The sequence below is a fragment of the Embleya sp. NPDC025285 genome, assembly GCF_055558835.1.
The window spans coordinates 1-26,105 of the sequence record NZ_JBVHLU010000037.1 but is presented as its reverse complement, the minus strand read 5'-3'; the positions used below and the strand labels follow the sequence as shown (position 1 = coordinate 26,105).

24 protein-coding genes are annotated in these 26,105 nt (G+C 71.7%); 13 read left to right on the top strand and 11 right to left on the bottom strand.

Going from position 1 to position 26,105, the window contains the following annotated elements:
* Nucleotides 1-159: 159 nt before the first annotated feature.
* Together ACZ4FV_RS24615 and ACZ4FV_RS24610 are read right to left on the bottom strand one after the other, a co-directional pair.
* Entirely contained in the window at nt 160-2,982 is a 2,823-nt protein-coding gene (locus ACZ4FV_RS24615) for an AAA family ATPase (protein WP_465323263.1), read from the bottom strand.
* A 312-nt stretch (nt 2,983-3,294) separates the two neighbouring features.
* Complete coding sequence (locus tag ACZ4FV_RS24610) at nt 3,295-4,098, bottom strand: enoyl-CoA hydratase (RefSeq protein ID WP_395865429.1); 804 nt, start codon at nt 4,096-4,098, stop codon at nt 3,295-3,297.
* 264 nt (nt 4,099-4,362) lie between these two features.
* Between ACZ4FV_RS24610 and ACZ4FV_RS24605 the strand changes: the two genes are divergently transcribed.
* Both ACZ4FV_RS24605 and lipB read left to right on the top strand, forming a co-directional pair.
* Complete coding sequence (locus ACZ4FV_RS24605) at nt 4,363-5,067, top strand: methyltransferase domain-containing protein (RefSeq protein ID WP_395865427.1); 705 nt, start codon at nt 4,363-4,365, stop codon at nt 5,065-5,067.
* A 12-nt stretch (nt 5,068-5,079) separates the two neighbouring features.
* Entirely contained in the window at nt 5,080-5,751 is a 672-nt protein-coding gene (lipB, locus tag ACZ4FV_RS24600) for a lipoyl(octanoyl) transferase LipB (RefSeq protein WP_465323262.1), read from the top strand.
* A 242-nt stretch (nt 5,752-5,993) separates the two neighbouring features.
* On the opposite strand, the gene ACZ4FV_RS24595 is transcribed toward lipB, so the two are convergent.
* The 3 genes from ACZ4FV_RS24595 to ACZ4FV_RS24585 form a co-directional block, all read right to left on the bottom strand.
* Nucleotides 5,994-6,527 (bottom strand): DinB family protein, encoded by a 534-nt coding sequence (locus ACZ4FV_RS24595; RefSeq protein ID WP_395865423.1) that lies wholly within the window; start codon nt 6,525-6,527, stop codon nt 5,994-5,996.
* A 179-nt stretch (nt 6,528-6,706) separates the two neighbouring features.
* Nucleotides 6,707-7,186, bottom strand: a complete 480-nt coding sequence (locus ACZ4FV_RS24590) for a MarR family winged helix-turn-helix transcriptional regulator (protein WP_402232128.1) — start codon at nt 7,184-7,186, stop codon at nt 6,707-6,709.
* A gap of 358 nt (nt 7,187-7,544) precedes the next feature.
* On the bottom strand, nt 7,545-7,811 hold the full coding sequence (locus tag ACZ4FV_RS24585) for a hypothetical protein (RefSeq protein ID WP_402232126.1): 267 nt from the start codon (nt 7,809-7,811) through the stop codon (nt 7,545-7,547).
* Between the two features lie 327 nt (nt 7,812-8,138).
* On the opposite strand from ACZ4FV_RS24585, the gene ACZ4FV_RS24580 reads away from it, so the two are divergent.
* The 4 genes from ACZ4FV_RS24580 to ACZ4FV_RS24565 all read left to right on the top strand — a co-directional run bounded on the left by ACZ4FV_RS24580 (nt 8,139) and on the right by ACZ4FV_RS24565 (nt 13,179).
* Nucleotides 8,139-8,432, top strand: a complete 294-nt coding sequence (locus tag ACZ4FV_RS24580) for a YciI family protein (RefSeq protein WP_395865416.1) — start codon at nt 8,139-8,141, stop codon at nt 8,430-8,432.
* A gap of 274 nt (nt 8,433-8,706) precedes the next feature.
* Nucleotides 8,707-10,401 carry a prenyltransferase/squalene oxidase repeat-containing protein gene (locus ACZ4FV_RS24575; protein ID WP_395865414.1) on the top strand — a complete coding sequence of 565 codons (1,695 nt, stop codon included), beginning with the start codon at nt 8,707-8,709 and terminating at the stop codon, nt 10,399-10,401.
* Nucleotides 10,398-11,447 carry a terpene synthase family protein gene (locus ACZ4FV_RS24570; protein ID WP_402232123.1) on the top strand — a complete coding sequence of 350 codons (1,050 nt, stop codon included), beginning with the start codon at nt 10,398-10,400 and terminating at the stop codon, nt 11,445-11,447. Before ACZ4FV_RS24575 ends, ACZ4FV_RS24570 begins: the two co-directional genes overlap by 4 nt.
* Before the next feature lie 382 nt (nt 11,448-11,829).
* Nucleotides 11,830-13,179 carry an acyltransferase gene (locus ACZ4FV_RS24565; RefSeq protein WP_395865410.1) on the top strand — a complete coding sequence of 450 codons (1,350 nt, stop codon included), beginning with the start codon at nt 11,830-11,832 and terminating at the stop codon, nt 13,177-13,179.
* Here ACZ4FV_RS24565 and ACZ4FV_RS24560 read toward each other — a convergent pair.
* Nucleotides 13,116-13,658 (bottom strand): hypothetical protein, encoded by a 543-nt coding sequence (locus tag ACZ4FV_RS24560; RefSeq protein WP_395865408.1) that lies wholly within the window; start codon nt 13,656-13,658, stop codon nt 13,116-13,118. The two genes, ACZ4FV_RS24565 and ACZ4FV_RS24560, sit on opposite strands and share 64 nt — an antisense overlap.
* Before the next feature lie 150 nt (nt 13,659-13,808).
* Between ACZ4FV_RS24560 and ACZ4FV_RS24555 the strand changes: the two genes are divergently transcribed.
* Nucleotides 13,809-14,978 carry a winged helix DNA-binding domain-containing protein gene (locus tag ACZ4FV_RS24555; protein ID WP_395865406.1) on the top strand — a complete coding sequence of 390 codons (1,170 nt, stop codon included), beginning with the start codon at nt 13,809-13,811 and terminating at the stop codon, nt 14,976-14,978.
* 44 nt (nt 14,979-15,022) lie between these two features.
* Here ACZ4FV_RS24555 and ACZ4FV_RS24550 read toward each other — a convergent pair whose 3' ends face one another.
* The gene (locus ACZ4FV_RS24550) at nt 15,023-15,853 is read right to left on the bottom strand and encodes a helix-turn-helix transcriptional regulator (protein ID WP_395865404.1); all 831 of its coding nucleotides are present in this window, start codon (nt 15,851-15,853) and stop codon (nt 15,023-15,025) included.
* Between the two features lie 204 nt (nt 15,854-16,057).
* Here ACZ4FV_RS24550 and ACZ4FV_RS24545 point away from each other — a divergent pair, with 204 nt between their 5' ends.
* The 3 genes from ACZ4FV_RS24545 (at nt 16,058) to ACZ4FV_RS24535 (ending at nt 18,093) form a co-directional block, all read left to right on the top strand.
* Nucleotides 16,058-16,825, top strand: a complete 768-nt coding sequence (locus ACZ4FV_RS24545) for an SDR family oxidoreductase (protein WP_395865402.1) — start codon at nt 16,058-16,060, stop codon at nt 16,823-16,825.
* 154 nt (nt 16,826-16,979) lie between these two features.
* Nucleotides 16,980-17,678, top strand: a complete 699-nt coding sequence (locus ACZ4FV_RS24540) for a hypothetical protein (RefSeq protein WP_395865400.1) — start codon at nt 16,980-16,982, stop codon at nt 17,676-17,678.
* A 58-nt stretch (nt 17,679-17,736) separates the two neighbouring features.
* On the top strand, nt 17,737-18,093 hold the full coding sequence (locus tag ACZ4FV_RS24535) for a VOC family protein (protein ID WP_395865398.1): 357 nt from the start codon (nt 17,737-17,739) through the stop codon (nt 18,091-18,093).
* A gap of 59 nt (nt 18,094-18,152) precedes the next feature.
* Here ACZ4FV_RS24535 and ACZ4FV_RS24530 read toward each other — a convergent pair whose 3' ends face one another.
* The 3 genes from ACZ4FV_RS24530 to ACZ4FV_RS24520 all read right to left on the bottom strand — a co-directional run bounded on the left by ACZ4FV_RS24530 (nt 18,153) and on the right by ACZ4FV_RS24520 (nt 22,278).
* Nucleotides 18,153-19,289, bottom strand: a complete 1,137-nt coding sequence (locus tag ACZ4FV_RS24530; RefSeq protein ID WP_465323261.1) for a methyltransferase domain-containing protein — start codon at nt 19,287-19,289, stop codon at nt 18,153-18,155.
* 174 nt (nt 19,290-19,463) lie between these two features.
* Nucleotides 19,464-20,819: an NAD(P)/FAD-dependent oxidoreductase gene (locus tag ACZ4FV_RS24525; RefSeq protein WP_395865394.1), complete on the bottom strand. Its 1,356-nt coding sequence runs from the start codon at nt 20,817-20,819 to the stop codon at nt 19,464-19,466.
* Between the two features lie 178 nt (nt 20,820-20,997).
* Nucleotides 20,998-22,278, bottom strand: a complete 1,281-nt coding sequence (locus ACZ4FV_RS24520) for an MFS transporter (protein ID WP_395865392.1) — start codon at nt 22,276-22,278, stop codon at nt 20,998-21,000.
* A gap of 444 nt (nt 22,279-22,722) precedes the next feature.
* On the opposite strand from ACZ4FV_RS24520, the gene ACZ4FV_RS24515 reads away from it, so the two are divergent.
* The gene (locus tag ACZ4FV_RS24515) at nt 22,723-23,217 is read left to right on the top strand and encodes a hypothetical protein (RefSeq protein WP_395865390.1); all 495 of its coding nucleotides are present in this window, start codon (nt 22,723-22,725) and stop codon (nt 23,215-23,217) included.
* Nucleotides 23,218-23,259: 42 nt separating this feature from the next.
* On the opposite strand, the gene ACZ4FV_RS24510 is transcribed toward ACZ4FV_RS24515, so the two are convergent.
* Nucleotides 23,260-24,033 carry an aminotransferase class IV family protein gene (locus tag ACZ4FV_RS24510; RefSeq protein ID WP_395865388.1) on the bottom strand — a complete coding sequence of 258 codons (774 nt, stop codon included), beginning with the start codon at nt 24,031-24,033 and terminating at the stop codon, nt 23,260-23,262.
* Between the two features lie 137 nt (nt 24,034-24,170).
* Between ACZ4FV_RS24510 and ACZ4FV_RS24505 the strand changes: the two genes are divergently transcribed.
* The gene (locus tag ACZ4FV_RS24505; RefSeq protein ID WP_402232116.1) at nt 24,171-25,217 is read left to right on the top strand and encodes a phosphotransferase family protein; all 1,047 of its coding nucleotides are present in this window, start codon (nt 24,171-24,173) and stop codon (nt 25,215-25,217) included.
* Nucleotides 25,218-25,383: 166 nt separating this feature from the next.
* The gene (locus ACZ4FV_RS24500) at nt 25,384-25,962 is read left to right on the top strand and encodes a dihydrofolate reductase family protein (RefSeq protein WP_402232114.1); all 579 of its coding nucleotides are present in this window, start codon (nt 25,384-25,386) and stop codon (nt 25,960-25,962) included.
* Nucleotides 25,963-26,105: the final 143 nt, after the last annotated feature.

The following is a 26,105-nucleotide window of genomic DNA, read 5'->3' as shown; positions in this document are numbered from 1 at the left end:
CCGATGAGGTGTCCCCTTCGGCGGCCGAGCGCGTCACGTGTCGCCCCCGCCGTCAGTGGTGGGCGGGATCGGCGGGGGAGGGTGGGTGGCGGGGCGCGCTGTGCCGATGCCGATGTCGTGAGTGGTGTGCACCTTGGGTGGCGGGCGCGTGGGTGGGGTTCAGGCGGTGCCGGCGGCTAGCTGGGGGGTTCGGGTGATGCGGCCGGTCAGGGCCAGGGTGGGGAGTTGGGGGTGGGTGGGGCGTGGGGGGAGGGCGGCTACGCCGGAGCGGTTCGGGCCGGCGGTGGCGAGTTCGGCGCGGATGCGTACCTCCATCAGGGCACCGGCCGGGGCGGCGAGCGCCTTGGCGAGGAGTTCGCAGGCGGCTTCGGTGCGGCCCTCGGCGCGTTCGACGACCGCGAGTGCGTACAGGGCATAGGCGCCGACCGGGGTGAGGCCCTTGGTGCCGGTCAGGCGCAGGGCCTGCCAGGCGCCGTCGCGGGCTTCGGCGATTCGGCCCTGGGTGGTCGCGGCCATCGAGAGCGCGGCCAGGAACCAGGCGGCCAGCGTGCCCTGTCCCGTGGCGCGGGCCAGGCGCAGGCCCTCGGCGGCGTGCGTCTCGGCCTCGACGGCCCGTCCGGACAGCGCGCCGGCGACCGCGAGTGGCATCAGGGCCGCGGCGAGGGCGCCTCGGGCGCCGTGTGTGCGAAGGACCGCGGCCTCGTCCAGCAGGACGTCGTACGCGGCCTGGTCGGTCGCCGCCGCGTGCACCGCCAGCGGGGTGACCTCCCACAGCGCGATGCCCAGGCCGTACAGCCGGGCCCGGGTGGCCGGCGCCACCATCGCGGGCGAGACGCCGTCGGCGCCCAGCGCGGCCACGACGGTGCGCAGCGGGTCGTCGTCGGCCAGGGGGAGAGCGGCCAGGGCGGTGCGGGCCTGGGTGGTACGGGCGCGGTCGCCGGCCTCCCACGCGGCGCCGGTCGCGGCGAGCAGGAGCGCGGCGCGACCGTGGGCGGCGTCCAAGAGCAGTGCTCCCGCTTCGGAGCGGTGCCCTTCCGCGTGCCGCAGGGCGGCGCGGAGGCGGATCGCGGTCCCGGAGGAGTGGGCCGAGGTGCCTTCGTCGGCGACGCCGTCGAGGTCGGCGGCGTCGGCGGTGTCGAGCAGGGTGCGGGCGCGGGTCGGGAAGCCGGCCTCCCACGCGGCGTACGCGGCGGCGACGTAGCGGCGGCGAGCCGCCGGGCGGTCGGCGGTCAGCCGGGCGGCCTGCTCCCAGGTCGCGGCGGCGGCGCCCGCGCCGAGTTCGCGGCGGGTGCGGCCGGCCCCGGCTTCGAGGGCGGCGGCGAGTTCCGCGTCGGGCCCGGTGGCGAGCGCGGCCAGGTGCCACGGTCGCCGGTAGGCGAGAGCACCGCTCGCGGCGTAGACCAGTGCTCCGTGAAGCGAGCGGCGCTCCGCGGAGGTAAGCGAGCGGCGTACCTCCTCGCGAGCCGACGCGTTCCGGAACCGCACCCGGTGTTCGGCGGTGTCGACGAGACCGGCCCGCAACACCGCGAGCCGAGCGCCACGTCCGATGCCCACCCGGCGCCCGGCGACAGCCAACTGGTCCAGGTCGGCGGCAGGTTCGAGCGCGGCCAACGCGAGCAGTCGGCGAGCGTCCTCCGGCAACGCCGCGAACGGTACGTCCCCACCCGCGACGGCGGCACCCGTACCCGCCCGACGCGCACCCGACGCGGCGGTGCCCCGGGAGCGTCCCGGTCCGACGTCGAAGGCGTTCGCGTGCGCTGATGCGCGCTCAGCGGCAGCCGTTTCGTCAAGGTTGTCGAACTCGCGTTCGTCGGAAGCATGTTCCGGCTTCGTGTGCTCGCCGGCAGTCGGTGTGCATCGCGCGTAGCTCACACCCGCGTCGGCATCGCCGAGACCCGCCCGCGCCGACCAGGCATCACGCTCGGCCGCCGACGCCGGGCACGCCTCGCGGACGAACTCGCCGATGCCTTCGCCGACTCCCACCTCTCGCCCGGTCTGCGCCACCGGTTCGTGTGTGGTGGGCGTACCGAAGTCGCCGTCGACGTGGGCGACTCGGGTAGCGTCCTGGGCCGACGTGTCGAACCGGGCGGCCTCCGCCGCGGCCCGGTTCGTGGCGTCGGGCCGGAGGTCGCCATGACGACCCTGCCCGTTCGTGGTCGAGTCGGCGTCGGCCGCGGTGTTCGATGACAGGTCGGTGGTGGTACCGGCGGCTTCCGCCGCCGCGCCGTCTTCGAACACGCCCGCCGAGGCAGGCCACTCGGTCGAGTGCGCCACGGATTCGTCGCCGTGGACCGACGCATTCGCGGCCTTCACGCTCGCTTCGTCCTCGACCGACGCGACGGCGACATCCGCAGCCGGAGCCGCAGCCACACCCGCGGCTTCCGCCCCGGCAACGCCGGCAACCCCGCCGGTGCCGCCCACATCACCCGTGCCCGCCAGGCCCGTTCCGGCCCCCGACGCCGAATTCCCCCCGTTCGCAGACGCGTCGACGCGTTCCCGTGTCGCGCGCAGGACCGCGATCGGGAGGCCCTCGGCGCGGCCCGCGATGTAGGAGATGACCGCCGCCGAGGCCGCGTCGAGCCAGTGCGCGTCGTCCACGAGGATCAGGACCGGCTGTTCCCGGGCGGCGATCACGACGAGAGAGCAGGCCGCCGCGGCGACCACGCCTCGGTCCGCCGCGCCGGGAGCCAGGCCGAGCGCGATGCGCAGGGCCTGGGCCCGGGTGTGCGGCAGGCGGCCGATCCGGGGGTGCAGCGTCGCCAGCAGTTGGCGCAGCGCCGTATAGGGGAGCGCACCGCCCCCGCGCGGGCCCGCCGTCCGCAGGACGGTCATGCCCTTCGCCTCCCACACCGCCTCCGCCAGGAGCGTCGTCTTGCCCGCCCCCGCGGCCCCACGCAGCACGACCGCTCCGCCGTCACCGGCGCGCGTCCGTTGCAGCAGTGCCGTGACGGCGGCCAGTTCGTCGTTCCTTCCGTGCAGCACGGAAACTCTCCTCGCATCTCGCTCACACCCCCGTGGTGTGGCCGGCGGCCCCGCCGGATCCGGCCGGACCGCCGCACTATGAGCCTGAGCTTGCCCGTTCCCGGTCAACACATGTTCAACATTCACTCAACGTGTGAAGTCCGGACCAAGTAATTACGGACATGTGACACCGGCATCGCGTCGACATCACGCCGGCATCCGGCTGAATATCCGTCAGTCTTTCGGTTGAAGCTTCGTGACTCCAACGCTCCAAAGCCCCGAAGGCCGGTGGCCCCATGGGTCCGTAGGTCCGTGGATCCGTCTGAAAGTCCGTCAGTCCTTGTACTCCGGTCGCCGCTTGTCCTTGCGGGCCCGAATGGCCTCCTCGAAGTTCTCCGTCGTCAGTCGCACATACAACTGGGCGTGCCCCTCGTGGTCCATGTGCGAGTGCATGCTGCCTGCCTCCATGCCGGACCACAGCAACCGTTTGGTCACTTCCACCCCCACTCGACTGAACCCGATGATCCGTTCGGCGAGTTCGTACGCGTCGTCGAGCAACTTCTCGCCCGACACCACGCGCGACACCAGTCCGATCCGCTCGGCCTCGGTCGCGTCCACGTCCCGCCCGGACAACATGATCTCGAATGCCCGAGACGACCCGATCGCCCGGGGGAGCAAATAGCTGATTCCGAGCTCGCTCGCGGTGAGCCCGTTGTTGATGCCGGCGGCCCGGAAGTACGCCGTGTCGGCGGCGATTCGGATGTCGGTGGCGGTGGCGAGGCAGAAGCCGCCGCCGATCGCCGGGCCGTTGATGGCGCCGATCACCGGTTGGTGCATCCGGCGCAGCCCCAGGATCACGTCGTCCAGGATCTCCATCGATCGGCGGGCGATGCTGGTTCGGGTCAGGCCCTTGATGCCGGGGATCCGACCGGAATTCTCCAGATCCGCACCGGAGCAGAATCCACTCCCGGCACCTGTCAATATGACGACACGCGTATCGTTGTCCGCGCTCACGGCTTCCAGAGCCTCACGAAAGGGGACCATGACGTCGAAGGCCATGGCGTTCATGCGGTCCGGACGATTGAGGGTGATGAGCGTGACATGGGGGCGGGGTTTGTCGACGAGTACGAAGGACATGGGGGCGTCATCCTCGGCATGATTGAGGGGCGAAGGGCTTCGAGTCGCACGGTGTCGGACCGGGCGACCGGGGGACCGAAGAACGCGAATCCGGTCCCGCCACCGCGAATCGGAACGAATCGCCCAATGGTCGATCGGGCGACCGGCCGCGCGCCGGCCGACGGGGAACGTTCGGTGCCGCGTCGGTGGTTCGGGGCGCGTGCCTGGTCCGCGGCGCGCACTTGGTTCGGTACCCGTACGTGGTTCGGGACACGCAAGCCATTCTTGACCAAGTCAACGAAACCGCTCAAGGCCGCCCCGGAACTCTTCGACGCCTTCGCGGGCGACTACGACCGCTATGCGGGACTGTGCGACCCCCTCGGCGAGTGGCTCGCCGAACTCGAACTGACCGGCGACCGAGCGCTGGACGCGGGGTGCGGCTCCGGCCGACACGCACTCGCCCTGGCCGGCTCCTACGCCGAGGTGCTGGCCGCGGACGTGAGCGCGCCGCTGATCGAGGTCGCGCGGGTACGGCGCCCGCACGAGCGGGTGCGCTACGAGGTCGCCTCGCTCACCGACGTACACGACGCCGAGGGCTTCGACCTGGTGCTGAGCATGGGCACGCTGCACCACCTCCCGGACCTGGGCGCGGCCTTGGCGCACCTGAAGTCGCTGCTCCGACCGGGCGGGGAGATCGTGCTGGTCGACAACGTGGCCACCGTGCCCGCCGCGACGCGCCGGCAGTACATCGTGTGCGCCGCCCGTGAACTGGGTCGTGACGTGCGCCGGCTGCGGATCCGGGACGCGTGGTGGCTGTACCGCTTCCGTACCGGCGCGGCGTGGCTGGACCATCTGATGTCCGACCACTACCTGACCCGCGCGCAGTACCGGGCCCGCTACGCCGAGGTCTTCCCGGACGCCGAATTCGTGGACCTGTCCTTCGCCACCGCGATGCGCTGGCGCCGCGCCGACGGCCTGCCGGTCGGGTAGGGGAGCGGACGAGTGCGCGAGCAGACCGCGAATCCCGGCGCGCCGGTGCGGGTCGACCTGGGTGCGGTGGCGTACCCGGCGGCGCAGGCCGACATGGCGCGGTGGGTCGCCGAGCGGCAACAGGATCTCGCGCCCGACCGGCTGTTCCTGCTCACCCACCCGCCGGTGATCACGTACAGCGCGCGCACGCCGCTCGCCGACCTCCCGGATCCGGCGTCGCCGATTCCGCTGGTCGAGGTGGACCGCGGTGGCCACGCGACCTATCACGGGCCGGGTCAACTGATCGGCTACCCGATCGTGAACGTACGGGCGCTCGGCCCCGGCGACCTGATCCGCCGGGTGGAGGATGGCCTACTCGCCGCGCTGGACACGCTCGGCTTCCCGGCGATCCGGCGGGAGACCCCCACGGGCGCACCGAGCCTGGTCGGCATCTGGACGCCCGACCACCGCAAGCTCGCGTCCATCGGCATGCGGATACGACGAGGCGTCAGCAGCCACGGCTTCGCGCTCAACATCGACCCCGACCTGAGCGCGTTCACCACCTTCACCGCCTGCGCCCTCCCGGACACGACGATGACCTCACTCGCCGAACTCGCCGCCGAGACCGGCCGCGCGACCCCCACCGAAGCCGCCGTCCGCGACGCGGTGGCGACGGCCCTCACCGAGCAACTCACCCGCCGCTAGACGCGAGGGCGCATCGGGTACATCCGGCAACGCGCCGCGTCTCCCGGCGAGGTGGGAAGACGCGACACGGAGTGCTCGCGTGGCTGCCGCGGTTCTCGGCTTGCCGGGGCGCACCGAGGCGCACCCGGCCGTCCGGCCGGCGGGCGGCCTCGTGTGCGTCTCGGATCGCCTCGTGCCCGATCGGGTACGGCCGGGGCCGCCGCGTCGGCCGGGGGTGTCGACGGTCGGCGGTCGCGGGCGGGTCAGGTCGCGCGAAGGCCGGTGACGTCCCAGAGGTGGTGGACCGGGTCGTGGATGAAATAGCGCGCGAAGGACTCGACGGTGAAGACCGTGCCGTCGCTGCGGGTGCCGGTACGCGCCCACTGGTCCTCGGTCACCGCCGCGAAGTGGTCGGCGAGTTCGGCGCCCGCCGCCGCGAGGTCGGCGGCGACCCGTACCGGGTCCTGTTCGGCGTAGCGGGACTCGATCGCTGTCGCGTCCTGGTCCCAGTTGGCGAATTCCGGGGCGTCCTGGGTCAGCATCAGCCGCAGCCGCTCGTCGAACAGGACGAACACGTCGCGCACATGGCACGCGTACTCGGTCGGGGACCAGGTGTCCGGGGTCGGCCGGATGCGCAGCTCGTCGCCGCCGGAGACGAGCAACTCGTGCCACGCGGCGGCGTTCGTGCGAGTCATCGCGGGGATCCGGGTACGCGGGACGGTCGGGGTGTCCAGCCCACAGTCGGGACACGCCGTGTCCAGGACCCACGTCCAGCTCTTGGTCTCGGGAGTGATCATGCGCCGAGAATGGCCCACCCGCCCCCGCCCCAACAAGGCATTTCCGCTCGAAGCCCCCGACAACGGCTTCCCGACATCAGGCCCCCGACATCGGCGCCCCGGACGCCGGCGCCCCTGACGCCGGCCCCCGAAACCAGGCCCCCGAAACCAGGCCCCCGAAATCAGCCCCCGACCCGGGCTCAGTGCCCGGCGGCGGTGGCGTTCGTGATCATGCGTTGCAGGACGCGCACGGTGGTGGCGTAGTCGGTGTCGGAGATGCTGTCGTGGAGGTGGGCACGAACGGATGGACCGATGGCCTTCACCCGCAGCCGCGCCGCTTCGCCCTCGGCAGTGATCCGTAGACGGTGATCAGGCGTTTCGGCGAGCCAACCCCGGTCGACCAGCGCGGCCGACTCGGGGCCGAGCCGATCCTCGGGGAGCAGGTATTCGCTCATCGCCTCGGTGAGTTCGGCCACGGATCGGGGTTTGCCGTCGACCGAGAGGTCGTCGGTGGAGAGGTGACGCAACAGCCAGAACTGCGGCTGGGTGATGCCGAGCTCCGCCTGTCGGCCGCGAATGTAGGCGATGACCTCGCGGTGCGCGAGACCGGTCCAGTAGCCGACGGGCTGCGTGGCGAGTTCGGCGTCCGTGGCGGTCGTGGTCGTGGCTTCGGTGGTCATCGGAGGCTCCCTTCCGGCCGTTGACGATCATCGTGTTGATCATCCGGTGGTGATCATCAGGCTAGGCCGCAGGGGAGGGGACCGAATCCGTAGAACCACGTGCGCGCTCGACCGGAGCCGGAGCCGGAGCCGGAGCCGGGGCCGGAGCGGGAGCCGCGACCGCGACCGCGCACTCGACCTCGCCGACGACCGGGCCGGGCGAGCCTCGGCGAGCGGTGGTCGAATCCCGAAATCCCGCCCCGCACTCAGGTCGATAAACCGACTAATGGAACGGCCTCGCGAAACCGACCCAACGAAACGGACCCAACGAAACCGGCCCAACGAAACCGGCCCGGCGCCGCCCGAGCCCGCCGGTCGGCTATCGCTTGTCCCGCTCGGCTTGTGCTCCGGATATCGAGCCTCTTTTGTTCTTCTCCTTCTCGGTGGGCAAAAGCTTCTCGGCGACGATCCACACCGCGAAGCCCAGGACGATCAGGGCGATGCTCGCGGCCACATCGTGCCCGTGCAGAAAGGACTGCCGGGTGAGCAGTGTCCACAGACGGAACCAGCCGAAGAAGTGGTGGATCATGCCCCCGACGCCCTGGAGAACCAGGAGCAATCCGAATATGTCGAGGATCTTTCGCATATTCGTCAATCTACTGACAGCAATTGACCTGCGACACGGCCAAGCGGTCATATTCCGCCGACCAAAGTCGAGAACCTCAACCCCGGGCCGCTACCTTCGTCGCCCCGATCGGCGAGACCCGCCCCCGAACCCGACGCCCGAACCCGACCGCCGACCCCAACGCCCGGACCCAACCCCCGAACCCAACCCCGGATCCGCCCCGCCCCACCCCGTCCCGGGACCGGTCCCGACCGGTCCCGACCGCCTCGGACCACCCCTGACCAGCCCCGTCGGCCCGGTGACCACAACCCCCCACCCCCGACCCCCGGCACGCCCTACGATCGGGGCATGTTCGTGATCACGCTGACCTACGTGGCCCCCATCGAGGACGTCGACGCACTCATGCCCGGCCACCTCGAATGGCTCGACCGGCACTACGCCGCCGGCACCCTCCTCGCCTCCGGCCGCCGCGTCCCCCGTACCGGCGGGGTGATCCTGGCGCATGCCGGCGACCGGGCCGCACTGGACGCCGTGCTCGCGGAAGACCCGTTCCGGCGCGAGGGCGTGGCAACGTACGACGTTGTCGAATTCGCACCCACCAGGACCGCTCCCGGGCTGGAAGGTTTGCTCCCGACGGTCTGAAGTGCCGTCAATAGCCGTTCATTTCCAGCACATTTGATGGCGATTACTCACTAATTCAGACAACAAACGAGTACAGGCTTCCGCATTCACGCCTTCGGGTGATTTCGTGTTGGGAACACACCGGTCCGGGCGATGGGGGTCGCTCACCTGCCGGGACGTGCATCGCACGCCGGGTACCCCAACCGCAGCACCCATTCCCCGCTCGGCGCCATACCCGGCGACACCGGATACGACGGCACAGCTTGCGACAGGACGTGTGGGGAGGCGTTGACCGATGCGCGTGCGAGATACCCGGATGCCGCCGTGGCCTGCGGAAATGTTCACGCCCGAACTGCCCGTGGCGACCGCCAGGCTGCGTCGGCGGGTCGCCGATTCGGTCCGTCCCGACGGAGCCGTCCGCGGCCCGTGCCGCAGTCGCGTGCTCGAATCGGCACTGCTGTTGCGGCTGCTGGAGCGGGCCGGTCTCGAGGCCGATCACCACCGCCGGCTCGCCGGGTTCCTGGCCGATCGCCTCGACAGTGTCGAACCTCTGGATCGGTTGCTCGCGACGATCGCTTTACGCCACTCCGGCGAGACCGTGGAGCACGCCTCGGGTGACCTGCTCGACCGGTTCCTCCAGCGCGCGCCGGCGTTTCTGAACGCCCGCAAGCGGGTCATGCTGGAGACCGTCCTCGCGCTGCTCGGCCCACCGCGTCGCGCCGCCCGCCGGCCGTTCGACCCGGACGCGTTCGACACCGGCAACCTGCACCCGTGGGCGCACGTGCAGACCGTCGCGCTCAAGGTCGCCCTCGCCGACCTCACCGGTCATGCGGACGAGATCGACCCGGCCGACCTGCGCCTGCTCCTGGATACCCAGCAGGCGTCGGGAATCTGGGAGGGCAACCTCCTCGTGCACCTGTTGGTGCTGCACGCGCTTGCCGACCGGCCGTACCTGGACGGCCTGATCGTCAACGGCGTGGCCAAGGTGCTGGCCCACCAACGCGCGGACGGCGGCGTACCGTTCGTGACCGACACCGACACATGGTGCGCGGTCACCGCGGGCGTCGCGTTGGACGCGGCCGGTGCACCGTACGAGGTCCGCCGGCGGATCGCCGACTACCTCGCGGCCGGCCAACGCGCGGAGGGCGGCTGGTCGTACACCGAAGCGGCGGCGCTCGCCGACGTGGACGACACGTCGGTGGCGATCGAGTTCCTGCACGCCACCGACCCGGTGCGCTACCGGCGCAACATCGACTTCGGCTTACGCACCTTATGGTCCTACCAGGCCCCCGACGGCGGGTTCCCCACCTACATCGCGGGCGCGCCGTCCGAGGCGTGCATGACCGCCGCCGCCGTCAACGCGCTCAGTGTGCGTGCGCCGCGGCACGTGGAACGTATCACCGCCGCACGCCGGTTCCTGGCCGGCGCCCAGCACCCGGACGGTACGTTCGACCCGGACTGGAGCCGCAGCCGCTACCACGCGATCTTCCGCGCCCTGCTGGCGACCGACGCGTTCGGCCCGGACGCCTACCGGGCCACCGTCAAACGGGCGCTGACCGCGGTGCGCGAGGGGCAGAACCCGGACGGCGGCTGGGGCCAGCAACCCGGCGACCCCAGCGACGCGATCAGTACCGCGTACGCCCTGATCGCGCTGTGCCGACAGAACGACCCGCGCCCGGTCGCACGCGGCGTCGAACACCTGCTGCGGGCCCAACGCGCGGACGGCGGTATCGAGTCCGTACCGGACATGCTCGGCACCAGACCATTCCTGTACGTGATCCCGTGCCTGGCCGACCACTTCTCCCTGCTGGCCCTCGGTCATCTGGGCAATCGACTGACCGCCCGATCGCACCGCCGGCCGGGTGTGCCACCCGGCCCGGGCGCCTCGGCGGCGCATCCCGCACCTCTGCGCGCCCCGGCGCCCGGCACCGCCGGAACGCGTGGGGGCAGGAACCATCCGACGCAGACCGGCGAAAGGAGCCCGGCGTGAGCACTCCCACCGTCGTCGACCTCCCGATCAGCTTCCACCTGCCGAAGCTCGCGAACCTGTTGCCGATGACGTTCCATCCCGAGACCGATCGCCTGATGCGCGAATCCCGCTGGTGGGCGCACCGGCACCTGGGTTTCGCGTACGGCGGCGACGCTGCTCGGATCGACAAGAACGTGGACGGCACGCTGCTGGTCTCGCTGTCCGTTCCGCACGCGGACTACGAACTCGCGCTGACCACGGCCAAGGTGATGAACTATCTGATCGGCATCGAGAACAGCCTCGTCGACAAGGCGGGCCTGGGCGGCAGTTCGTTCGCCACCCGCAATGTGTTCGGTCGATTCATGTCCGATCTGCTCGGCTGGGGGGACGGCTCGACCCCCCTGCGTGAGGACTTCTCCTGGCTGCGCGAGCGCATGCCGCCCGCGCGCTGGATCCGCTTCGTGTCCTACATGGAGGACTTCGCCCACGGCTTCACCACCGAACTGGAGAACTGGCGCGACGCCGGGATATCGGACTACGACACCTACATGGACGACCGCCGGCACAGCCTGGGCGTGCGCTGGCTGTTCGGCTTCGCCGAGGAGGGCGTTCCGGGTGTGGCGCTGTCCCAGGAGGCGTTCCGCACCGCCGACATGGTGGCGATCCACGACACCGCGATCGACGGCTACACGCTGATCAACGACCTGGTCTCGTATCGCAAGGAACTGGTCATGGACGACCGGGTGAACCTGGTCTACTACCTCGGCGAGGCGGAGGGGCTCGACCTCGAAGGCGCGATGAACAAGATCTGCGGATTGATAGACGCCACCGAACGCAAGTTCCTCGACCTGCGCGACCGGATCATGGCCGGCCCGCACGGCGGCGAGCCGGGGATGCGGGCGTACCTCGACGAGGTCGGCCACGTGATGACGTCCAACCTGTGGTGGGCCACCGTCAGCAAACGCTACGAACCCGGCGGCTTGGGCTGGGACGGCTCGACGGCCGGCACGATGACCTTCCACCGGGACCGCGCGGTCTTCGTTCCCGACCCGCAATCCGTCACATAGCGGACGGTCGATCCGGTACTCCACCCGTCTACCGACCCGGTACCCGTCCCGATTCGCGACCCGACACGCGTCCCGGCTCGCGCACGACCCACCGCCCCTCCCACCGCCCGGCGCACCCCTCGGTGCGCCGGCGGGCTTTGCCGGAACCTGACGTAACGTCAATCCTGCTCCGGGGCGGCTTTAATCATTCACTCATGAAGCGCGTCCATGCTGCCTACATGGACTTTCCGCGTTGTGGCACCCCGCGTCCTGCGGTTCGATCCGGCTCGACCCCCGTACGGACGGTGCGACCGCCCGTCGCCCTCGTCACCCTCGTCGCACCGCCGAGAAAACGACGGGCCGACGGCGAGGTGGTCGCCGATTTCGGGGCAGGCGCCCGGTGATGGCACTCTCCTTCGGCACCTCCGACAAGCGCACAGCGGACCTGCGCCCGGCTCCCGCGCCGGCGCGCGCGGCCGAGACCCCGGGGCGCGAGCAGGCACCCGGCGGGACCGATCCGACCCCGTCGTCCCGCACCGGCCCGCGCGCCGCCGCCGGCCGCCGGCCGCACCTGCACCGGGTCGACCTGATGCGCGACATCGCCTTCCTGTGCGTGATCGTCGTGCACGTCATCGGCGTCACGTACCCCTTCCCGGGCGAAGGCCCCGCGTTCACCCAGCTCGTGCTGCACTCGACCCGCGCGGTGTTCTTCTTCGTCAGCACGTTCGTGCTCTTCCACAGCGCCTACGGACGCCCGCTGCGGGTGGGCGCCTTCCTCACCAAGCGGTTCAAGCTGCTCGGCGTCCCGTACCTGCTGTGGTCCACCGCCTACTGGGTGCTGGGCGACCACGAACGGATCCGGCACGACCTGCCCGGCGCGCTGACCGACCTGCGCGGCGGCATCGTCTGGGGTGGATCCTGGTACCACCTCTACTTCCTGCTCGTCTCGCTCCAGATCGCCGTGCTCCTGCCGCTGTTCGTCAAACTGGTCCGCGCCTGCGCGGGCCGGCACGTGCTGCTGCTCGCGGTCACCGGCGTGGTGCAACTTGCGGCGCTGGTGGTGCTGTTCCACGAGATGCCGCTGAGCGGGCCGCTGGAGTGGTATCGCGTGCACGGCGGCATGTTGTTGCCGACCTACGGCTTCTTCGTGATGGCCGGCGCGCTGGCCGCGGTGCACCTGGACGCCTTCCACGCGTGGATCCTGGGGCACACCCGGACCATTTGCGTCGGCACGCTCGCGATGCTCGCGCTGACCTACGCGTGGTACCGACACACCGTGGCCGCGGGTCGGGACACCGCGACCGCCTCGATCGCCACCCAGCCGGTGAGCCTGTTGTGGGGGCCGTTCGCGGTGCTCGCGCTGTACGCCGTCGCCACCCGCTGGGAGCGGGCCCGAACCCCGTTCCCGGGACGCGCCGCCGCCGCGCTCGGTGCGCAACTGGCCTTCGGGGTCTACCTGGTGCACCCGATGATCCTGCGGTTGCTGGAACTGAGCGGGTTCGCCGCCGCGTTGCCGTGGTCGCCCGTCGCCGACACCGCCGCGCTGGTCGCCGTGGTCGCGATCGGATCCGCCGGATTCGCCTGGCTGGTCTCGCGGACCCCGCTGAGCCCGTGGCTGATCGGCCGCGAGCGCGCGCGGGGTCGGCGGCCGGCCCACCGGATCCGGCGGTCCGTACCGGCACCCTCGGGTCAGCAGACGGGCAGCAGGTCCTTCGCCGAGCCGGTCGTCTCCAACCAGGCCTCGGGCGCATAGCCGGCGCCCTGTCCGGTGGTCACCAGCACCCACTGATCGCTCTTGCCGCCACGCCAGCCGTAGACGTTCGAGCCCTTGGCCCGGCAGGTGGCGGTCAGTTCGGTGCCCGCGCTCACCTCGGCGATGGTCTTGCCCTTGCCCGGCTTCTCGCGTATCTCCAGGCCGATCGCCTGGCGTGCGATGACCGCCAGCTTGGCCGTCGAGGTGGGCGAGGGCACCGCGGTGCCACTGCCGCTCGCGGACGGGTTCCCCGATCCGGACGCGTTGGGCAGCGCCGTCGCCGAGGCGGACTTCTTGCCGTTGTCGCTCCCGTCGGAGGAGAGCAGCCACCACGCGAGGATCACTATCGCCCCGATGATCACCGCCCCGATCACCAGCCCGTTCCCGGGTTTCGGGGGGCGCGGACCACCCGGGCTCGCCGCCCGACGGGCGAGCGTCATACGACGCCAATCGAACCGGGACGATCCCCCAGAGGGCATGGTGACTCCTTCACGCAAACGTGCGGTGGTACGGGCGGAACCCGATACTCGATTCTTCCGTGTATCGACCCCGTCACGGTAAAGCGATCCCGAATCGCCGCGCCGTATGATTCCCGGCCACATGTCGTCTCGGACCCCTATGGTCGGCGCATGACCTCTGCGCTGCCACGGATCACCGACGACGAACGACGAGCGCGTTTGGGCATTCGGCATCGCCTGGCGCCCGGCGCGCGAGCCGCGAGGGCGGAGGACGCGGCCCGCGCCGTGCTCCTGCTGCACGCCACCGACCCCGCGACGGTGTACGTGTCCACCTGCGCGCGCCTGGTCGAGCCGTCGTCGGCCGAGGTGGAACGCGCGCTGTACGAGGACCGGACGCTGGTGCGGATGCCCGGCATGCGGCGCACGGTCTACGTGGTTCCGCGCGAGATCGTGCACGTGGTCCAGCGTTCCAGCACCGACGCGGTCGCGATCACCCAGCGCCGGGTGATGCTCCAGTTCCTGGCGTCCGGCGGCTACGACGAGGCGTGGTTGGACAAGGTCGAGGCCGACACCGTGGCCGCGCTCACCGGGATGGGCGAGGCCACCGCGATGCAACTGGGCGAAGTGGTCCCGCTGTTGCGCACCCAGATCCGAGTGGCGGTCGGCAAGCCGTACGAGGCGAACCAAGGGGTGTCCACACGGCTGCTGTTCACGCTCTCCTGCGAGGGCAGGATCGTGCGGGCCAGGCCGCAGGGGTCGTGGTTGTCCAGCCGGTTCCGATACACCATCGCGCCGCCGCTGCCGGAGATCGGCAAGACCGAGGCCAAGGCCGAACTGGTGCGCGGATGGCTGGCCGCGTTCGGGCCCGGGACGCTGGACGACCTCAAGTGGTGGACCGGATGGACGCTCACGGACACCCGACACGCGCTCGCCGCGGTGCGCGCGACGGAGGTGCGCCTGGACGACGGAAGCGTCGGGTACGTGCTGCCCGGCGACGAGGCGCCGGGCCCGACACCGGAGCCGTGGGCGGTGATGTTGCCCGCGCTCGACGCCACGCCGATGGGTTGGAAGGAACGGGACTGGTACATCACCCCCGAACTGCGCGAGCGCCTGTTCGACCGGATGGGCAACATCGGCCCGACCGTGTGGTGGAACGGACGCGTCGTCGGCGGGTGGGCCACGCGTGCCGACGGTGAAGTCGTCTGGCGCGCGCTGGTCGACCTCCCGCCGGAGGCGGTCAAGGCGATCGAGGCCGAGGCGGCCCGGCATACGTCGTGGTTGTCCGGGACGTGCGTGACGCCGCGCTTCAGGGTCCCCCTGGAACGGGAGCTGAGCGAGTGAAGCGGATCCACGGATTCGCGCGGGCCTTCGGGGCCGGGCGGGACTCAGTTCCGGGCGGCCGTCGCGGACAACTCGGCGGGCGCGGTCCGGACCCGCGGGGCCGTGGTGTAGACGACGAGGAGCAGATCGGGGTCGCCCGGAAAGGACAACGTCTCGTAGGCGGTGTCCAGCACGCTGCCGTCGGCGGGGCGTAGCCGCTTGGTGCCGTGCGTCTTCTCGGCCACCTGGTGGGCGTCCCACAGCGGCCGAAAGCGCGGATTGCCGGCGGACAACTCCTCGACCAGCGCGGCCATCCGCGTGTCCGGGGAGTGGCGCGCGGCGTCCAGACGCAGGAAGGCGACCGTGTCGGCGGCGACCCGCTCCCAATCCGGGTAGAAGCGAGCCGCGTCGGCGGACAGGAACGTGTGCCGCGCCATGTTGCGCTCGTGCGGTGCCATCGCGCTCAGCCCCATCACCGCGTCGGCGGCCGCATTCCATGCCGACACGTCCATGCACCGGCCCAGGACGAACGCGGGCGCGTCGATCCGGTCCAGCAGCACCTGTACGCCCGGCCGCGCCGTCGAGGGCGCGACCTGCCGAGCACTCGTCCGGGTCGGCCGGGCCAGATCCCACATGTGCTGGTACTCGGTGGGGTCCAGCCGCAGCGCGCGTCCGATCGCGTCCAGGACGGCGTCCGAGACATGCTGCCCCCGACCCTGCTCCAGTCGCACGTAGTAGTCGACGCTCACCCCCGCGAGCTGCGCGACCTCCTCGCGCCGCAACCCGGCCACGCGCCGCTTGCGACCGAATACCGGCAGCCCGACATCCTCGGGCCCGACCCGAGCCCGACACGCACGGAGGAAGTCGCCGAGCTGTTCGAAGGACGCGTCACTCATGCCCGGACTCTAGCCGCCGACGTATCGGCGGCCGGCGCGGACCGCCCGGAGGTGGTACGGGCAGACCCAGGAAAACGTGAGCTCTGGGTGCCCTCGCCGAACGCGGGCAAGGTAGGTGCCGTCGACGGGGCACCCGCCCCGGATCGTCTCCCCGCATCGCTTCCGCGCCTGGTTTTCGCGCACCGCCTCCACAGGAGTCCTCCCATGAGCTACACCGCACTCGCCGGTCGGATCGCCGTCGTCACCGGAGCCGCCAGCGGCATGGGCGCCGAGACCGCGCGCCTGCTCGCCGCCCACGGCGCGCATGTCGCGCTGCTCGCCCGCCGCGAGGATCGGCTCAAGGAACTGGCCGCCGAGATCACCGCCGCCGGCGGCACCGCGCTCGCCGTCGCGGTCGACGTCACCGACCAGGCTTCGGTGGACGCCGGCGCGGCGCGGATCCACGCCGAACTCGGCCGGGTCGACCTGGTCGTCAACTCCGCCGGGGTGATGTTGCCCAACCCGGTCGACGACGGCCGGATCGACGAGTGGACCCGGATGATCGACACCAACATCACCGGCGCGCTGCGGATCATCCGCGCGTTCACCGCCGACCTGGTGGCCGCCGCGGCCGACGGACGCACCGCCGACCTGGTCGACATCTCCTCGATCGGCGCACACGTGACCTTCCCGAACTACGCCGTGTACGGCGCGACCAAGGCCGCGCTGACCCACCTGTCCGCTTCCCTGCGCAGTGAACTGGGCCCGCGCGACGTCCGGGTCACCAACATCGAGCCGGGCCTGACCGACACCGAGCTGGGCTCGCACATCGACAACGCGGAGCTGGGCGAAGCCGGCCAACTGGGTGCCATGTTCGACACGATCGGCAGCCTCGCCGCGACCGACGTCGCCGACCTGGTGGCGTACGTGGCGACCCGGCCGCGACACGTGAACCTGCGCCAGATGGTGATCCTGCCGACCCGCCAGGCGTGAGCCGGACGGCGCGGACGGAGCCCGCGCACCCGGGCGATGACCCCGGTCCGGCCCGTCGTACGGACGCCGGCGGTACGGCGTGATGTTGCGCGGGCCGGGGGGTGTTGACTATGACTTGTCAGGCCCGCCCGCCACCCCGTACGAGGAGCCTTCCGTGGCGCTGTTTCGTCGCCAGTCCCGCAACCAGCAGAACGCCGCCTGGGGGCAGGACGTGCGCGGCGTCCTGATGAGCGCGCCGCCGGATCGCATTCGGCAGGACCTGCGGCTGATGATCAGCCGGCCCGGTCCGCACCTGGGCACGCAGGGCATGGTGTGGCCGCTGGGCGATCGCGGCGAGATCCTCGCGGTGGCGTGCGTCAAGGGCCCGGACGGCACCGCCGTCACGATCGAGACGCCGATGGTGCAGCACTGGGGGATGGCGGTCGAGGACGTCTGGCTCCAGGCCGCGACGAACCTGCGGATGGAGAGCTTCAGCGGCACGCCGATGGAGATCTCCACCGGCACGACCCTGCACTCGCTGCTCGGCCAGAGCTGGCCCGGCTCCGCGCAGTTGTTCCGGCTCGGTGAGGCGCTCGGCGACCCGCTGCGCGCGGGCGCGCTGGTCGTCCCGCCGATCGACAACGGACTGCTCGCGCTGCCGCTGAACTCGCAGCGCACACTGGGCATGGCGGGCTTCGTGCTGAAGACCGCCCAGGGCCTGACGCGGGATCAGCAGCCTTTGTCCACCGGCATGTTCTGGTGGCACGAGGGCATCCTGGAGGAACTCGAGGTCAATTGGCGGGGACCCGAGCACGCGTCCCTGACCGGGTCCGCCCGCTTCGGGCAGGTGGTCCGCGCACTGCCGCCCCAGTGACTGGGGACGCGTCCCACCCCTCCCACCCCTCCCTCCCCGCCCGCACCGAGGAGTCGTCATGCCCGCCGTGTTCTCCGAACTCGTCGTCGACGCGCACGACGTGCCCGCCATCGCCGAGTTCTGGCGCCGAGTGCTCGGCTGGAACCTCACCGTCGATGGCGAGGACATCGAGCTGAGCGCGCCCGACGGGTCGCTGCCCACGATCCTGTTCCAGCCGGTTCCCGAGGGCAAGACGGTCAAGAACCGGCTGCACATGGACGTCAGCCCGGCGATCGGCTCGGACCAGGAGAGCGAACTGGCCCGGTTGCTCGCGCTCGGCGCCAAGCCCGCCGACATCGGCCAGGGCGAGTGCGGTTGGCATGTGCTGACCGACCCCGAGGGCAACGAGTTCTGCCTGTTGCGCACCCCCAGGTAGGGCCGGGCGGCCGAGGCGCCCGCCCGGCCGGGTTCCGGTGTGGGCGGGCGGCGTTCGGCTCACATCTCGGTCAGCCGATACCGGTAGTGCTCCCGCTCCACCGTCCACGCCCGGCCACCCGCGTCCGGCGCGTGCGGGAAGTCGGTGCCCACCGGGACCGCCTCCAGCCGCAGCCGGTCGGCGTTCACCACCGGTGCGCCGGCCACGCCGTAGTACAGGTCGACCGCCGCGTCGCGGTCGCCGTAGACCAGGATGCGGTCGCGCATGAGCACCGCGAGTGCGGGCCGCTCCGGGTCGAACAGGCCCCACGTCAGCCCGTCGCCCGGATGCCCCAGGAACAACACCGAGCGCGGTTCGGCCAACGCGAATCCGGTCAGCCGCATGTCCACCGGACCCAGTACCGGGCCCGCGTCCACCGCGCCGTGGTCGAGCAGAACGCGCAACACGTCCAGCGCGGCCGGCGGCAGATCCTCGCCGATCACCGCGAGATCGCCGGTCAGCGCGTGGGTGCGCCCCGGCCCCGCGTGCGGGCCACGCAACTGGAGGAATCCGCAACGGGAGACCGACACGCTGGTCAGCGTCCCGTCCGCGGCGCGCTCCCACGCGACGGCCAACTCCAGGCCCGGCCGCAGCCACATCGGGGCGACCAGCACCCCGTCCGGCGCGAGCTGCGCCACCCAGGCCGGCGGCAGGTCCGGGACCCCCACCGTGGCCTCGATCCGGTCGAAAGGCGCGCGATCCGCGACCCCCTCCCAGCCGTCCCCGGCCCGCACGTCCACGTGCACCCCGAGCCCGGCCAGGCGCCGCGCGGCCGCGCCCGCCAGATCGGCGGACACCTCGATGCTGACCACTTCGCCCTCGACCCCGGTCAACCGGGCCAGCAGCGCCGCGTTGTACCCGCTTCCGGTGCCGATCTCCAGCACGCGCATCCCCGGCCGGATCGCGAGCTGTTCGAGCATCAGCGCGACCATCGCCGGCTGGCTGACCGTGCTGTCCGGCAGTCCCCGGTCGTCGGTGGACAACACCACGACCCGGTCCTCGTAGGCGCGCTCCAGCGAGGACACCCCGGGGGTGAACACCTCGCGCGGCACCTGGGACATCGCGTGCGCGACCGCCTCGGTGCGTACGCTCCCGGTCAGGCGCAGCCGCTCCACCAGCGCCATCCGCAGGCGGGCCGCCGTGCGCTCGTCGCTCATGGCCCACGTGTACCCGCCAGGGCGGGATCCGGCACCCCGCACGGCGTCCCGGCGCCGGTGCGCACCCGCGCGGGCCGCTCGGGCGGACCCGCGTCCTCGTCGGGGTGGCCGTTCTCCGTCGGGCAGGTCCGTACGGTGACCGGCGTGCGGTGCGGGCGCTACCCGAGGGGGTTTCTACGGGTGTGCGGCGCGCGATCCGGTGCGGGCGGTGACCTCGTTCGGGGAGAGGTAGGCGTCGGTCTTCTCCAGGTTGCCCATCCGGCCGTCCTGATCGGACATGAAGCCCAGTCGGACCAGGTCGTCGCCCGCGAACGCGTGCTGGATCCAGTTGGAGAGCACCCGGGTGCGGGCCCGGATCGAGGGCACCGTCATCAGGTGGTAGCCGCGGGTGATCGCCTGCGCGGGCAGACCGCGCATCTCGTAGCCGAGCGGTCGGGCCACCGCCTGGGTGCCGCCGAGGTCGACGACCAGACCCAGGTCCTTGTGCCGGAACGGGCTCATCGGCTGCCCGCGCAGCGACGCGACCACGTTGGCGGCGGCGACCTTGGCCTGCCGGTGCGCGTACTGCGCGGTGGGCGGGCAGATCGCGCCGTTGCCCTTGGCCAGGTCCGGCACTGCCGCGGCGTCGCCGAGCGCGAACACGTCCGGGTGACCGGGCACGGCGAGGTCGGCGGCGACCGCGAGCCGGCCGCGGATCAATTCGGCGCCCATCGTGCCCATCAGCGGGCTCGCGGTGACCCCCGCCGTCCAGACCAGGGTCCGGCAGGGCAGCTTCTCACCGGTGGTCAGCGTCACCGAGTCCTCGGTGATCTCCCGCACGCTGATCCCGAGCCGCACGTCCACGCCGCGCTTGGCCAGCATCTGCAGCGTGGCCTTGCCCAGGTTCTCGCCGAGTTCGGGCATCAGGCGCGGTGCCACGTCGACGATCATCCAGCGCACCTGCGCCGGGTCCAGGCGGGGGAAGTGCCGGAGCGAGTTGGTGGTGAGCATCTCCAGGCACGCGGCGGTCTCCACGCCCGCGTAGCCGCCGCCGACCACGATGAACTGGCAGCGCGAGGCACGCTCGGCCGGGTCGATGCTGGAGTTGGCGATCTCGAGTTGGGCGATCACGTGGTCGCGCAGATAGACCGCCTCGGCCAGGTTCTTCATGCCGTGCCCGTAGGTGGTCAGGCCCGGGATGTCGAAGGTGCGGGTCACGCTGCCCGGTGCCAGGACGAGCTTGTCGTAGTGCTCGTTGGTGATCTCGCCGGAGATCTTGCGCACCACGCACACCTTGGCGGCCAGGTCCACACCGATCGCGCCGCCGGGCAGCACATGGGTGCGCTTGAACATCCGGTGCAGCGGCACCGCCGTGGTGCGCGAGGACAGTACGCCCGCCGCGACCTGCGGCAGCAGCGGCCGGTACACCATGTAGTCCATCGGACTCACGAGGACGATCTCCGCCTCGCGTGGACCGAGCGAGCGTTCCAGCCTTCGCACCGTTTCGAACCCGGCGAATCCTGCTCCGACGACGACCACCCGCTGCACCATGGTTGCCCCTTCCGGGAAGGCCGGGGCAGGAAACCCGCGACCATTTGGCACATTTTGTCCAAACATATGGGGATCGCGGATCGGCCACGACCCGGGCGGGCCATCCGAGGCGGATGATCACCGGGGTCCGGGCGGGTCGGGTGCGGCACGCGCCCGTGCTCGTCCCGGGGCGCGGGGTTCAGGCGGTCGGGCGCCGGGAGCGGCCCAGTGCGAAGCCCGCCGCGACGCACAACACCGGCGCGGTCAGGAAGCCCGCGACCAGGTTGAGGCCGCCGTAGCCGGCCAGGCCCAGGACCGAACCCGAGACCGCGCCGCCCGCCGCGCCGGCCAGGTTCATCAGCAGGTCCGAAACGCCCTGCACGCCCGGTCGCTCGCCGGCCGGCACCGATTCGCCGAGCAGCGCCGAGCCCGCGACCAGGCAGCACGACCAGCCGAAGCCGAGCAGGATCAGCCCGACCATGGTGCGCCACGTCGAGTGACCGGAGGTACCGGCGACGAACACCGCGAGCAGCAGGACGAGCTGGCCGCCCAGAATCACCGGGATCCGGCCGAACCGGTCGGCGGCCCAGCCGACCACCGGCGACAGCGCGTACATCCCGGCGATGTGCAGGCTGATGGTCAGCCCGACCAGGGTCAGCGCGGTGCCGTGATCCTTCATGTGCACCGGTGTCATCGCCATCACCGACACCATCACCACGTGCCCGAACGCCACCGTTGCCAGCCCGAGCATCGCGCGCGGCGCCCGGCGGATCACGCCGAGCGCGCCGCGCAGGTTGCCCCGGGGCGGCTGCCGGTCGCCGAGGTCGGCGCGGGCGATCAGCAGCGGATCCGGGCGCAGCGCGACCCACAGAATGGCGCCGGCGCCGCCGAAGGACACGATCGAGAACAGGAACGGCCCGGCCAACTCCGGCAGGCCGACCGCGCGGCCGACCACCGCGCCCGGCTCGTTCAGGTTGGGGCCCAGGACCGCGCCCACGGTGGTCGACCACACCACGATCGACAACGCCTTGGCCCGGCCCGCGTCGTCGGCGAGATCGGTCGCGGCGTACCGGGACTGGAGGTTGGCCGCGGTACCGGCGCCGAACACGAGCAGCGCGGCGATCAGCAGCGGGAACCACTCCAGGACCGCCGCCAGGATCACCCCGCCGGCCGCGAGCGCCGCGAGCCCCCACCCGGCGGTCAGCGCGACCCGCCGCCCGTACCGGGACGCGGCCCGCGACATCGGGATCGCGAACACGGCCGCGCCCAGCGTGATCGCGGTGGTCGCGAAGCCCGACCAGCTCTTGGATCCGGACAGATCCTCGGCGAGCAGCCCGCCGACGGTCAACGCGGAACCCATGCCCACCCCGCCGACCACCTGCGCGGCGATCAGCGTGCGCACGGTCCGCCGCTGGAGCCCCGAACGGTCCACCCGCACGGGGTCGACCGACTCGGGTATGGCCGGGTCCAAGGCGGTCATGCCGGATTCACCACCAGATCTGGAACGGATACACGAACCCACAGCGTGCCGGACACCCCCACCCCACCCCAAGCCGGGGCGATCGTGTGCCGATCGCCGGGACGCCGGTGCCGCGGCGGCAGGATCTTCGCACCGAAGCGGCCGTCGGGGCATCTGCGAGGACGCGGGCGGTTGCGGCGGGATGATTCGACATCGTGGGAGCGGACATGTTCGTCGCCGAGGTGGGTGGGGTCGGGCGGCGAGTGTGGCGGCGGAGTTGATGCGGGGTGGGTGAGCCGAGCGGATCAGGGGGCATGCGTTGGATCGGTGAGGTGAGGCGGGGTGACGTGAGGGGGCACGACGGATGGGTGAGGGCGTTCCGGGTGTGTGCGGTTGGAGGTGTGCCCGAGTGCGCACCCGGGTATGGGCAGGCGCCGCGCGCCGCATGGATCGGTGGACACGCACATGACGCTTGACGAGGACGAGGCCTGGACACTGTTGCGTGCCCTGGACCATCCGGAGCACCTGACCGTCCCGCCGGACTACGACCCGGTCGCCACGCGCGAGCGCTTCGATCGGCTCGTGGAGCGGCTGGAGACGGACTTCGCGTGCCACTGTGCGGTGGAGGGGGAGGCGCGGGCGGCGAGTCGGCACGGCGCGATCGTGGTGCCCGCGAGCGCGTTGGCGGGGAGCGGGCGGATCACCCTCGTGGTCAGCAACTTCGGCGACCTGGTCGCCACGAGCGTCGGTGCGCCGGACGACAACCCGGTCGGCGCGGCGCCCGCGTACGTGTCGCCGGCGGATGCGGACCGCGTCGCCGCCGCGCTGGACGACCTCGGCTACACGGTGGTCCCGGAGGATCTGCTGCGGTGCACGTACGACGGGGTGAGCCGGCTCGCGGACCACTACACCGTCGAGGATGGGCCGACCTGGTGGATCAGGTTCTTCGACTTTCCGTGACCGGGGGCGACCGGGCCGGGCGTGCCGGCGGGCCGAGCGGGTCTACACGAGGTCGCCGGGGATGGCGCGATAGGTGTCGGCCAGGGTGGCCAGGAGCGGGTGGTCGGTGGGCAGTACGTGTGTGCCGATGGCGCTGATCGGGCGCACGCCGATGGCCGTGTTGGTCGCGAACGCGGCCTGGATCGGCGCGAGTTCGCCGATGTGAACGGGCCGGGTAGGAGCGGGCCGGTGGGCCTGGAGCAGGTCGGCGGTGACGCCGCGCAGGCACGGGGCGTCGGGGCGGATCAGGCGGTCGGCGACCACGAAGCCGATGTTCCAGGTGCCGCCTTCCGAGATCCGACCGTCCGGCTCGACGAACAGCGCGTCGTCGTAGCCGGCCAGCATCGCCCGGCGGCGTTGGCGCAGTTGGCCGAACAGGCCCACGTGCTTGACCTCCGGCAGATCGCGTCGATACGTCAGCGGCAACACCCGCAGCGGCGGCATCGTCAGGGGCCCGGCCGGCCGGGTGCCGACCAGGATGTGCGGCGTGGCCGGAGCGGCCGGGTCGGCCAGGCCGATCGCCGGATCGAAGACGGTCACCCGGATCACGAACGCCTCGTTTCGACCGGCGGTGAACCGACGGACCAGGGTCCGGACGCGGTCCGGGTCCAGGTCGGCGTCGAACACGATGCGGCAGTCCCGGACCAGCCGGGCCAGATGCAGGTCCAGGCCGCGCACCCGGCCGTTCTCGACCCGCATGGACGTGAAATGCCCGATGTTCGACAGAGCCAGCGCGGCGAGGTCGTCGGGATGCGCGGGTGTGCCGTTGATCTCCACCCGGCAAGTCTGCCGGCCCGCGCGGCTCGGCCGGGAGTTCATGCTCTCGGCAGGGTGCGCGGAGCCGTCCCGGGGGCTCGGTCGGGCGGCGCGACGGTCGGGGCGGTGTGGTGGCGCCTGGGTAGGGTGTCGGATCCATGGGAATCCAACTAGTGCCGATCGGTGACACGTTGCGGGCCGCGCTGGGCCCGCCGAAGAGGGCGGAACTCCTGGACAGCAGCCCGCGTTCGCGGGTGTGGCGGGTGGAGTTCGGCGGCGAGCGGGCGATCGTCAAGCAGATCATCGGGGCGGGTGACCACCGCTACGGCGCGTCCGAGCGGTTCGCGCGGGAGGTCGCGGGGCTGCGGCTGGCCGCGCGGGGGCCGGTGGGTCCCGAGGTGCTCGCCACCGATCCCGACGCGTGCGTCATGGTGCTCGAACATCTCGACGACCTGGGCCGCATCGACGACTGGATGCCCGGGTACGCCGACGCGTTGGCCCGACTGCACGCGCTCACCGGCGTGGCGGACGCCGAGGCGCTGCCCGCGTGGCGCCCGCCCACCGCCGCGGACGCCGAGTCGTTCCTGGCGCTGGCCACGACGCTGGAGGTGGCGATCCCGGCGGGCGTACCGGCCGAGTTGGCCGCGCTGCTCACCCGGCTGGAGCCGGTCGGTCGGTATGCCCTGCTGCACGGTGACCCGTGTCCGGGTAACGATCTGCGGACCGCGGACGGGGTGCGGTTCGTCGACTTCGAGCAGGCCGCGCTCGGTGACGGGCTGGTGGAACTCGCCTACTTCCGGATCGGGTTCCCCACCTGCTGGTGCGCGATGTCGGTCACCGGCACACCGTTGGCCGAGGTGGAGGCGGTGTACGCGTCGACGTGGCGGGCGCGGACCGGACGGGCCATCGACCCGCGGACGGACATCGCCGACGCGTGCGCGGGCTGGTTGATCCGCGGCGACGCGCTGGTCGAACGGGCCCATCGGGAACGGGTCGACCAGTTGGCCCGGGTGCCGGTGCAGGACTTCACGTGGGGTCCGGTCTCGGCACGCGAGCGCCTGGTACACCGCCTCGGTGTGGTCGCCGACACGGCGACCGAGCCGTTGCGCGAGTTGGGTGAGCTGGCGCGGCGGCTGCGCGGGCGAATGGCGGCGGCCTGGCCGGGTCTGCGTCCGTTGCCGGGGACGGACACGCGGCCGTGGTGACGGGACGGGGGCTTGGGTCGGGCGGGCTTTCCAGGGTGAGACGGATGAGGCGGACGAGTTTCGAGCGAGAGCTTGCAACCACTACATCTGAAGTACTATAACTGTAGTCATCATCGGGCGGCCGAGCCGTTTCGGCCCGCTCGGCATCACTACGGAAAGAGTTCGCATGCGAAAGCTCACGTACTTCGTCGGCACCTCGCTCGACGGCTTCATTGCCGGCAAGGACGGAAGCGTCGACTTCTTCCCGGTCGGCGAAGACGTCCTGGCACACCTGGTCTCCGAGTATCCGGAGACGCTCCCGGGGCATGTGGCTCCGCACGTGGGGGTTGCGCCGGACGCCGAGTTCCGGCACTTCGACACGATCGTGATGGGTCGCGCGACGTACGATCCGGCGCTCCGGGAGGGCATCACCAACCCGTACAGCCACCTGCGCACGTACGTGGTCACCAACAGCATCACCGAAAGCCCCGACCCCGAGGTGACGCTGATCGCCGGCGACCCGGTCGCCAAGGTCCGCGAGTTGAAGGCAGAGTCGACCGGCAAGGGCATCTGGCTCGCGGGCGGCGGGCGCCTGGCGGGGAGCCTGATGGCCGAGATCGACGAACTGGTGATCAAGACCTACCCGATCCTGATGGGCACCGGGATCCCGATGTTGTCCGGCGGGTTCGAGGTCACCGCGTTCACCCGTACCGGTGGCACGGTGCTCGAGCACGGAGCGTCCGTCGCGACCTACCGAAGGACGTGACGCGGTGGCGGTCGCGATCGTGCGTGCGGTCGCGGCGTGGCCGGTGAGCAGGCGAGGGCGCTCGTGGGGGGGGGGGGGGGGGGGGGGTGCCCCCCCCCCCCGCCGTGCGTTTTTGGTTTCCTGCCCGTCGAAGACGGGGTAGG

Coding starts and splice junctions, on each gene's coding strand:
- ACZ4FV_RS24585 (WP_402232126.1), bottom strand. CDS start 7,811: ATGCGAAAGATCCTCGACATATTCGGATTGCTCCTGGTTCTCCAGGGC.
- ACZ4FV_RS24535 (WP_395865398.1), top strand. CDS start 17,737: ATGCCCGCCGTGTTCTCCGAACTCGTCGTCGACGCGCACGACGTGCCC.
- ACZ4FV_RS24590 (WP_402232128.1), bottom strand. CDS start 7,186: ATGACCACCGAAGCCACGACCACGACCGCCACGGACGCCGAACTCGCC.
- ACZ4FV_RS24565 (WP_395865410.1), top strand. CDS start 11,830: ATGGCACTCTCCTTCGGCACCTCCGACAAGCGCACAGCGGACCTGCGC.
- ACZ4FV_RS24545 (WP_395865402.1), top strand. CDS start 16,058: ATGAGCTACACCGCACTCGCCGGTCGGATCGCCGTCGTCACCGGAGCC.
- ACZ4FV_RS24530 (WP_465323261.1), bottom strand. CDS start 19,289: ATGAGCGACGAGCGCACGGCGGCCCGCCTGCGGATGGCGCTGGTGGAG.
- ACZ4FV_RS24550 (WP_395865404.1), bottom strand. CDS start 15,853: ATGAGTGACGCGTCCTTCGAACAGCTCGGCGACTTCCTCCGTGCGTGT.
- ACZ4FV_RS24500 (WP_402232114.1), top strand. CDS start 25,384: ATGCGAAAGCTCACGTACTTCGTCGGCACCTCGCTCGACGGCTTCATT.
- ACZ4FV_RS24595 (WP_395865423.1), bottom strand. CDS start 6,527: ATGATCACTCCCGAGACCAAGAGCTGGACGTGGGTCCTGGACACGGCG.
- ACZ4FV_RS24580 (WP_395865416.1), top strand. CDS start 8,139: ATGTTCGTGATCACGCTGACCTACGTGGCCCCCATCGAGGACGTCGAC.
- ACZ4FV_RS24525 (WP_395865394.1), bottom strand. CDS start 20,819: ATGGTGCAGCGGGTGGTCGTCGTCGGAGCAGGATTCGCCGGGTTCGAA.
- ACZ4FV_RS24575 (WP_395865414.1), top strand. CDS start 8,707: ATGCGCGTGCGAGATACCCGGATGCCGCCGTGGCCTGCGGAAATGTTC.
- ACZ4FV_RS24610 (WP_395865429.1), bottom strand. CDS start 4,098: ATGTCCTTCGTACTCGTCGACAAACCCCGCCCCCATGTCACGCTCATC.
- ACZ4FV_RS24555 (WP_395865406.1), top strand. CDS start 13,809: ATGACCTCTGCGCTGCCACGGATCACCGACGACGAACGACGAGCGCGT.
- ACZ4FV_RS24515 (WP_395865390.1), top strand. CDS start 22,723: ATGACGCTTGACGAGGACGAGGCCTGGACACTGTTGCGTGCCCTGGAC.
- ACZ4FV_RS24505 (WP_402232116.1), top strand. CDS start 24,171: ATGGGAATCCAACTAGTGCCGATCGGTGACACGTTGCGGGCCGCGCTG.
- ACZ4FV_RS24520 (WP_395865392.1), bottom strand. CDS start 22,278: ATGACCGCCTTGGACCCGGCCATACCCGAGTCGGTCGACCCCGTGCGG.
- ACZ4FV_RS24560 (WP_395865408.1), bottom strand. CDS start 13,658: ATGCCCTCTGGGGGATCGTCCCGGTTCGATTGGCGTCGTATGACGCTC.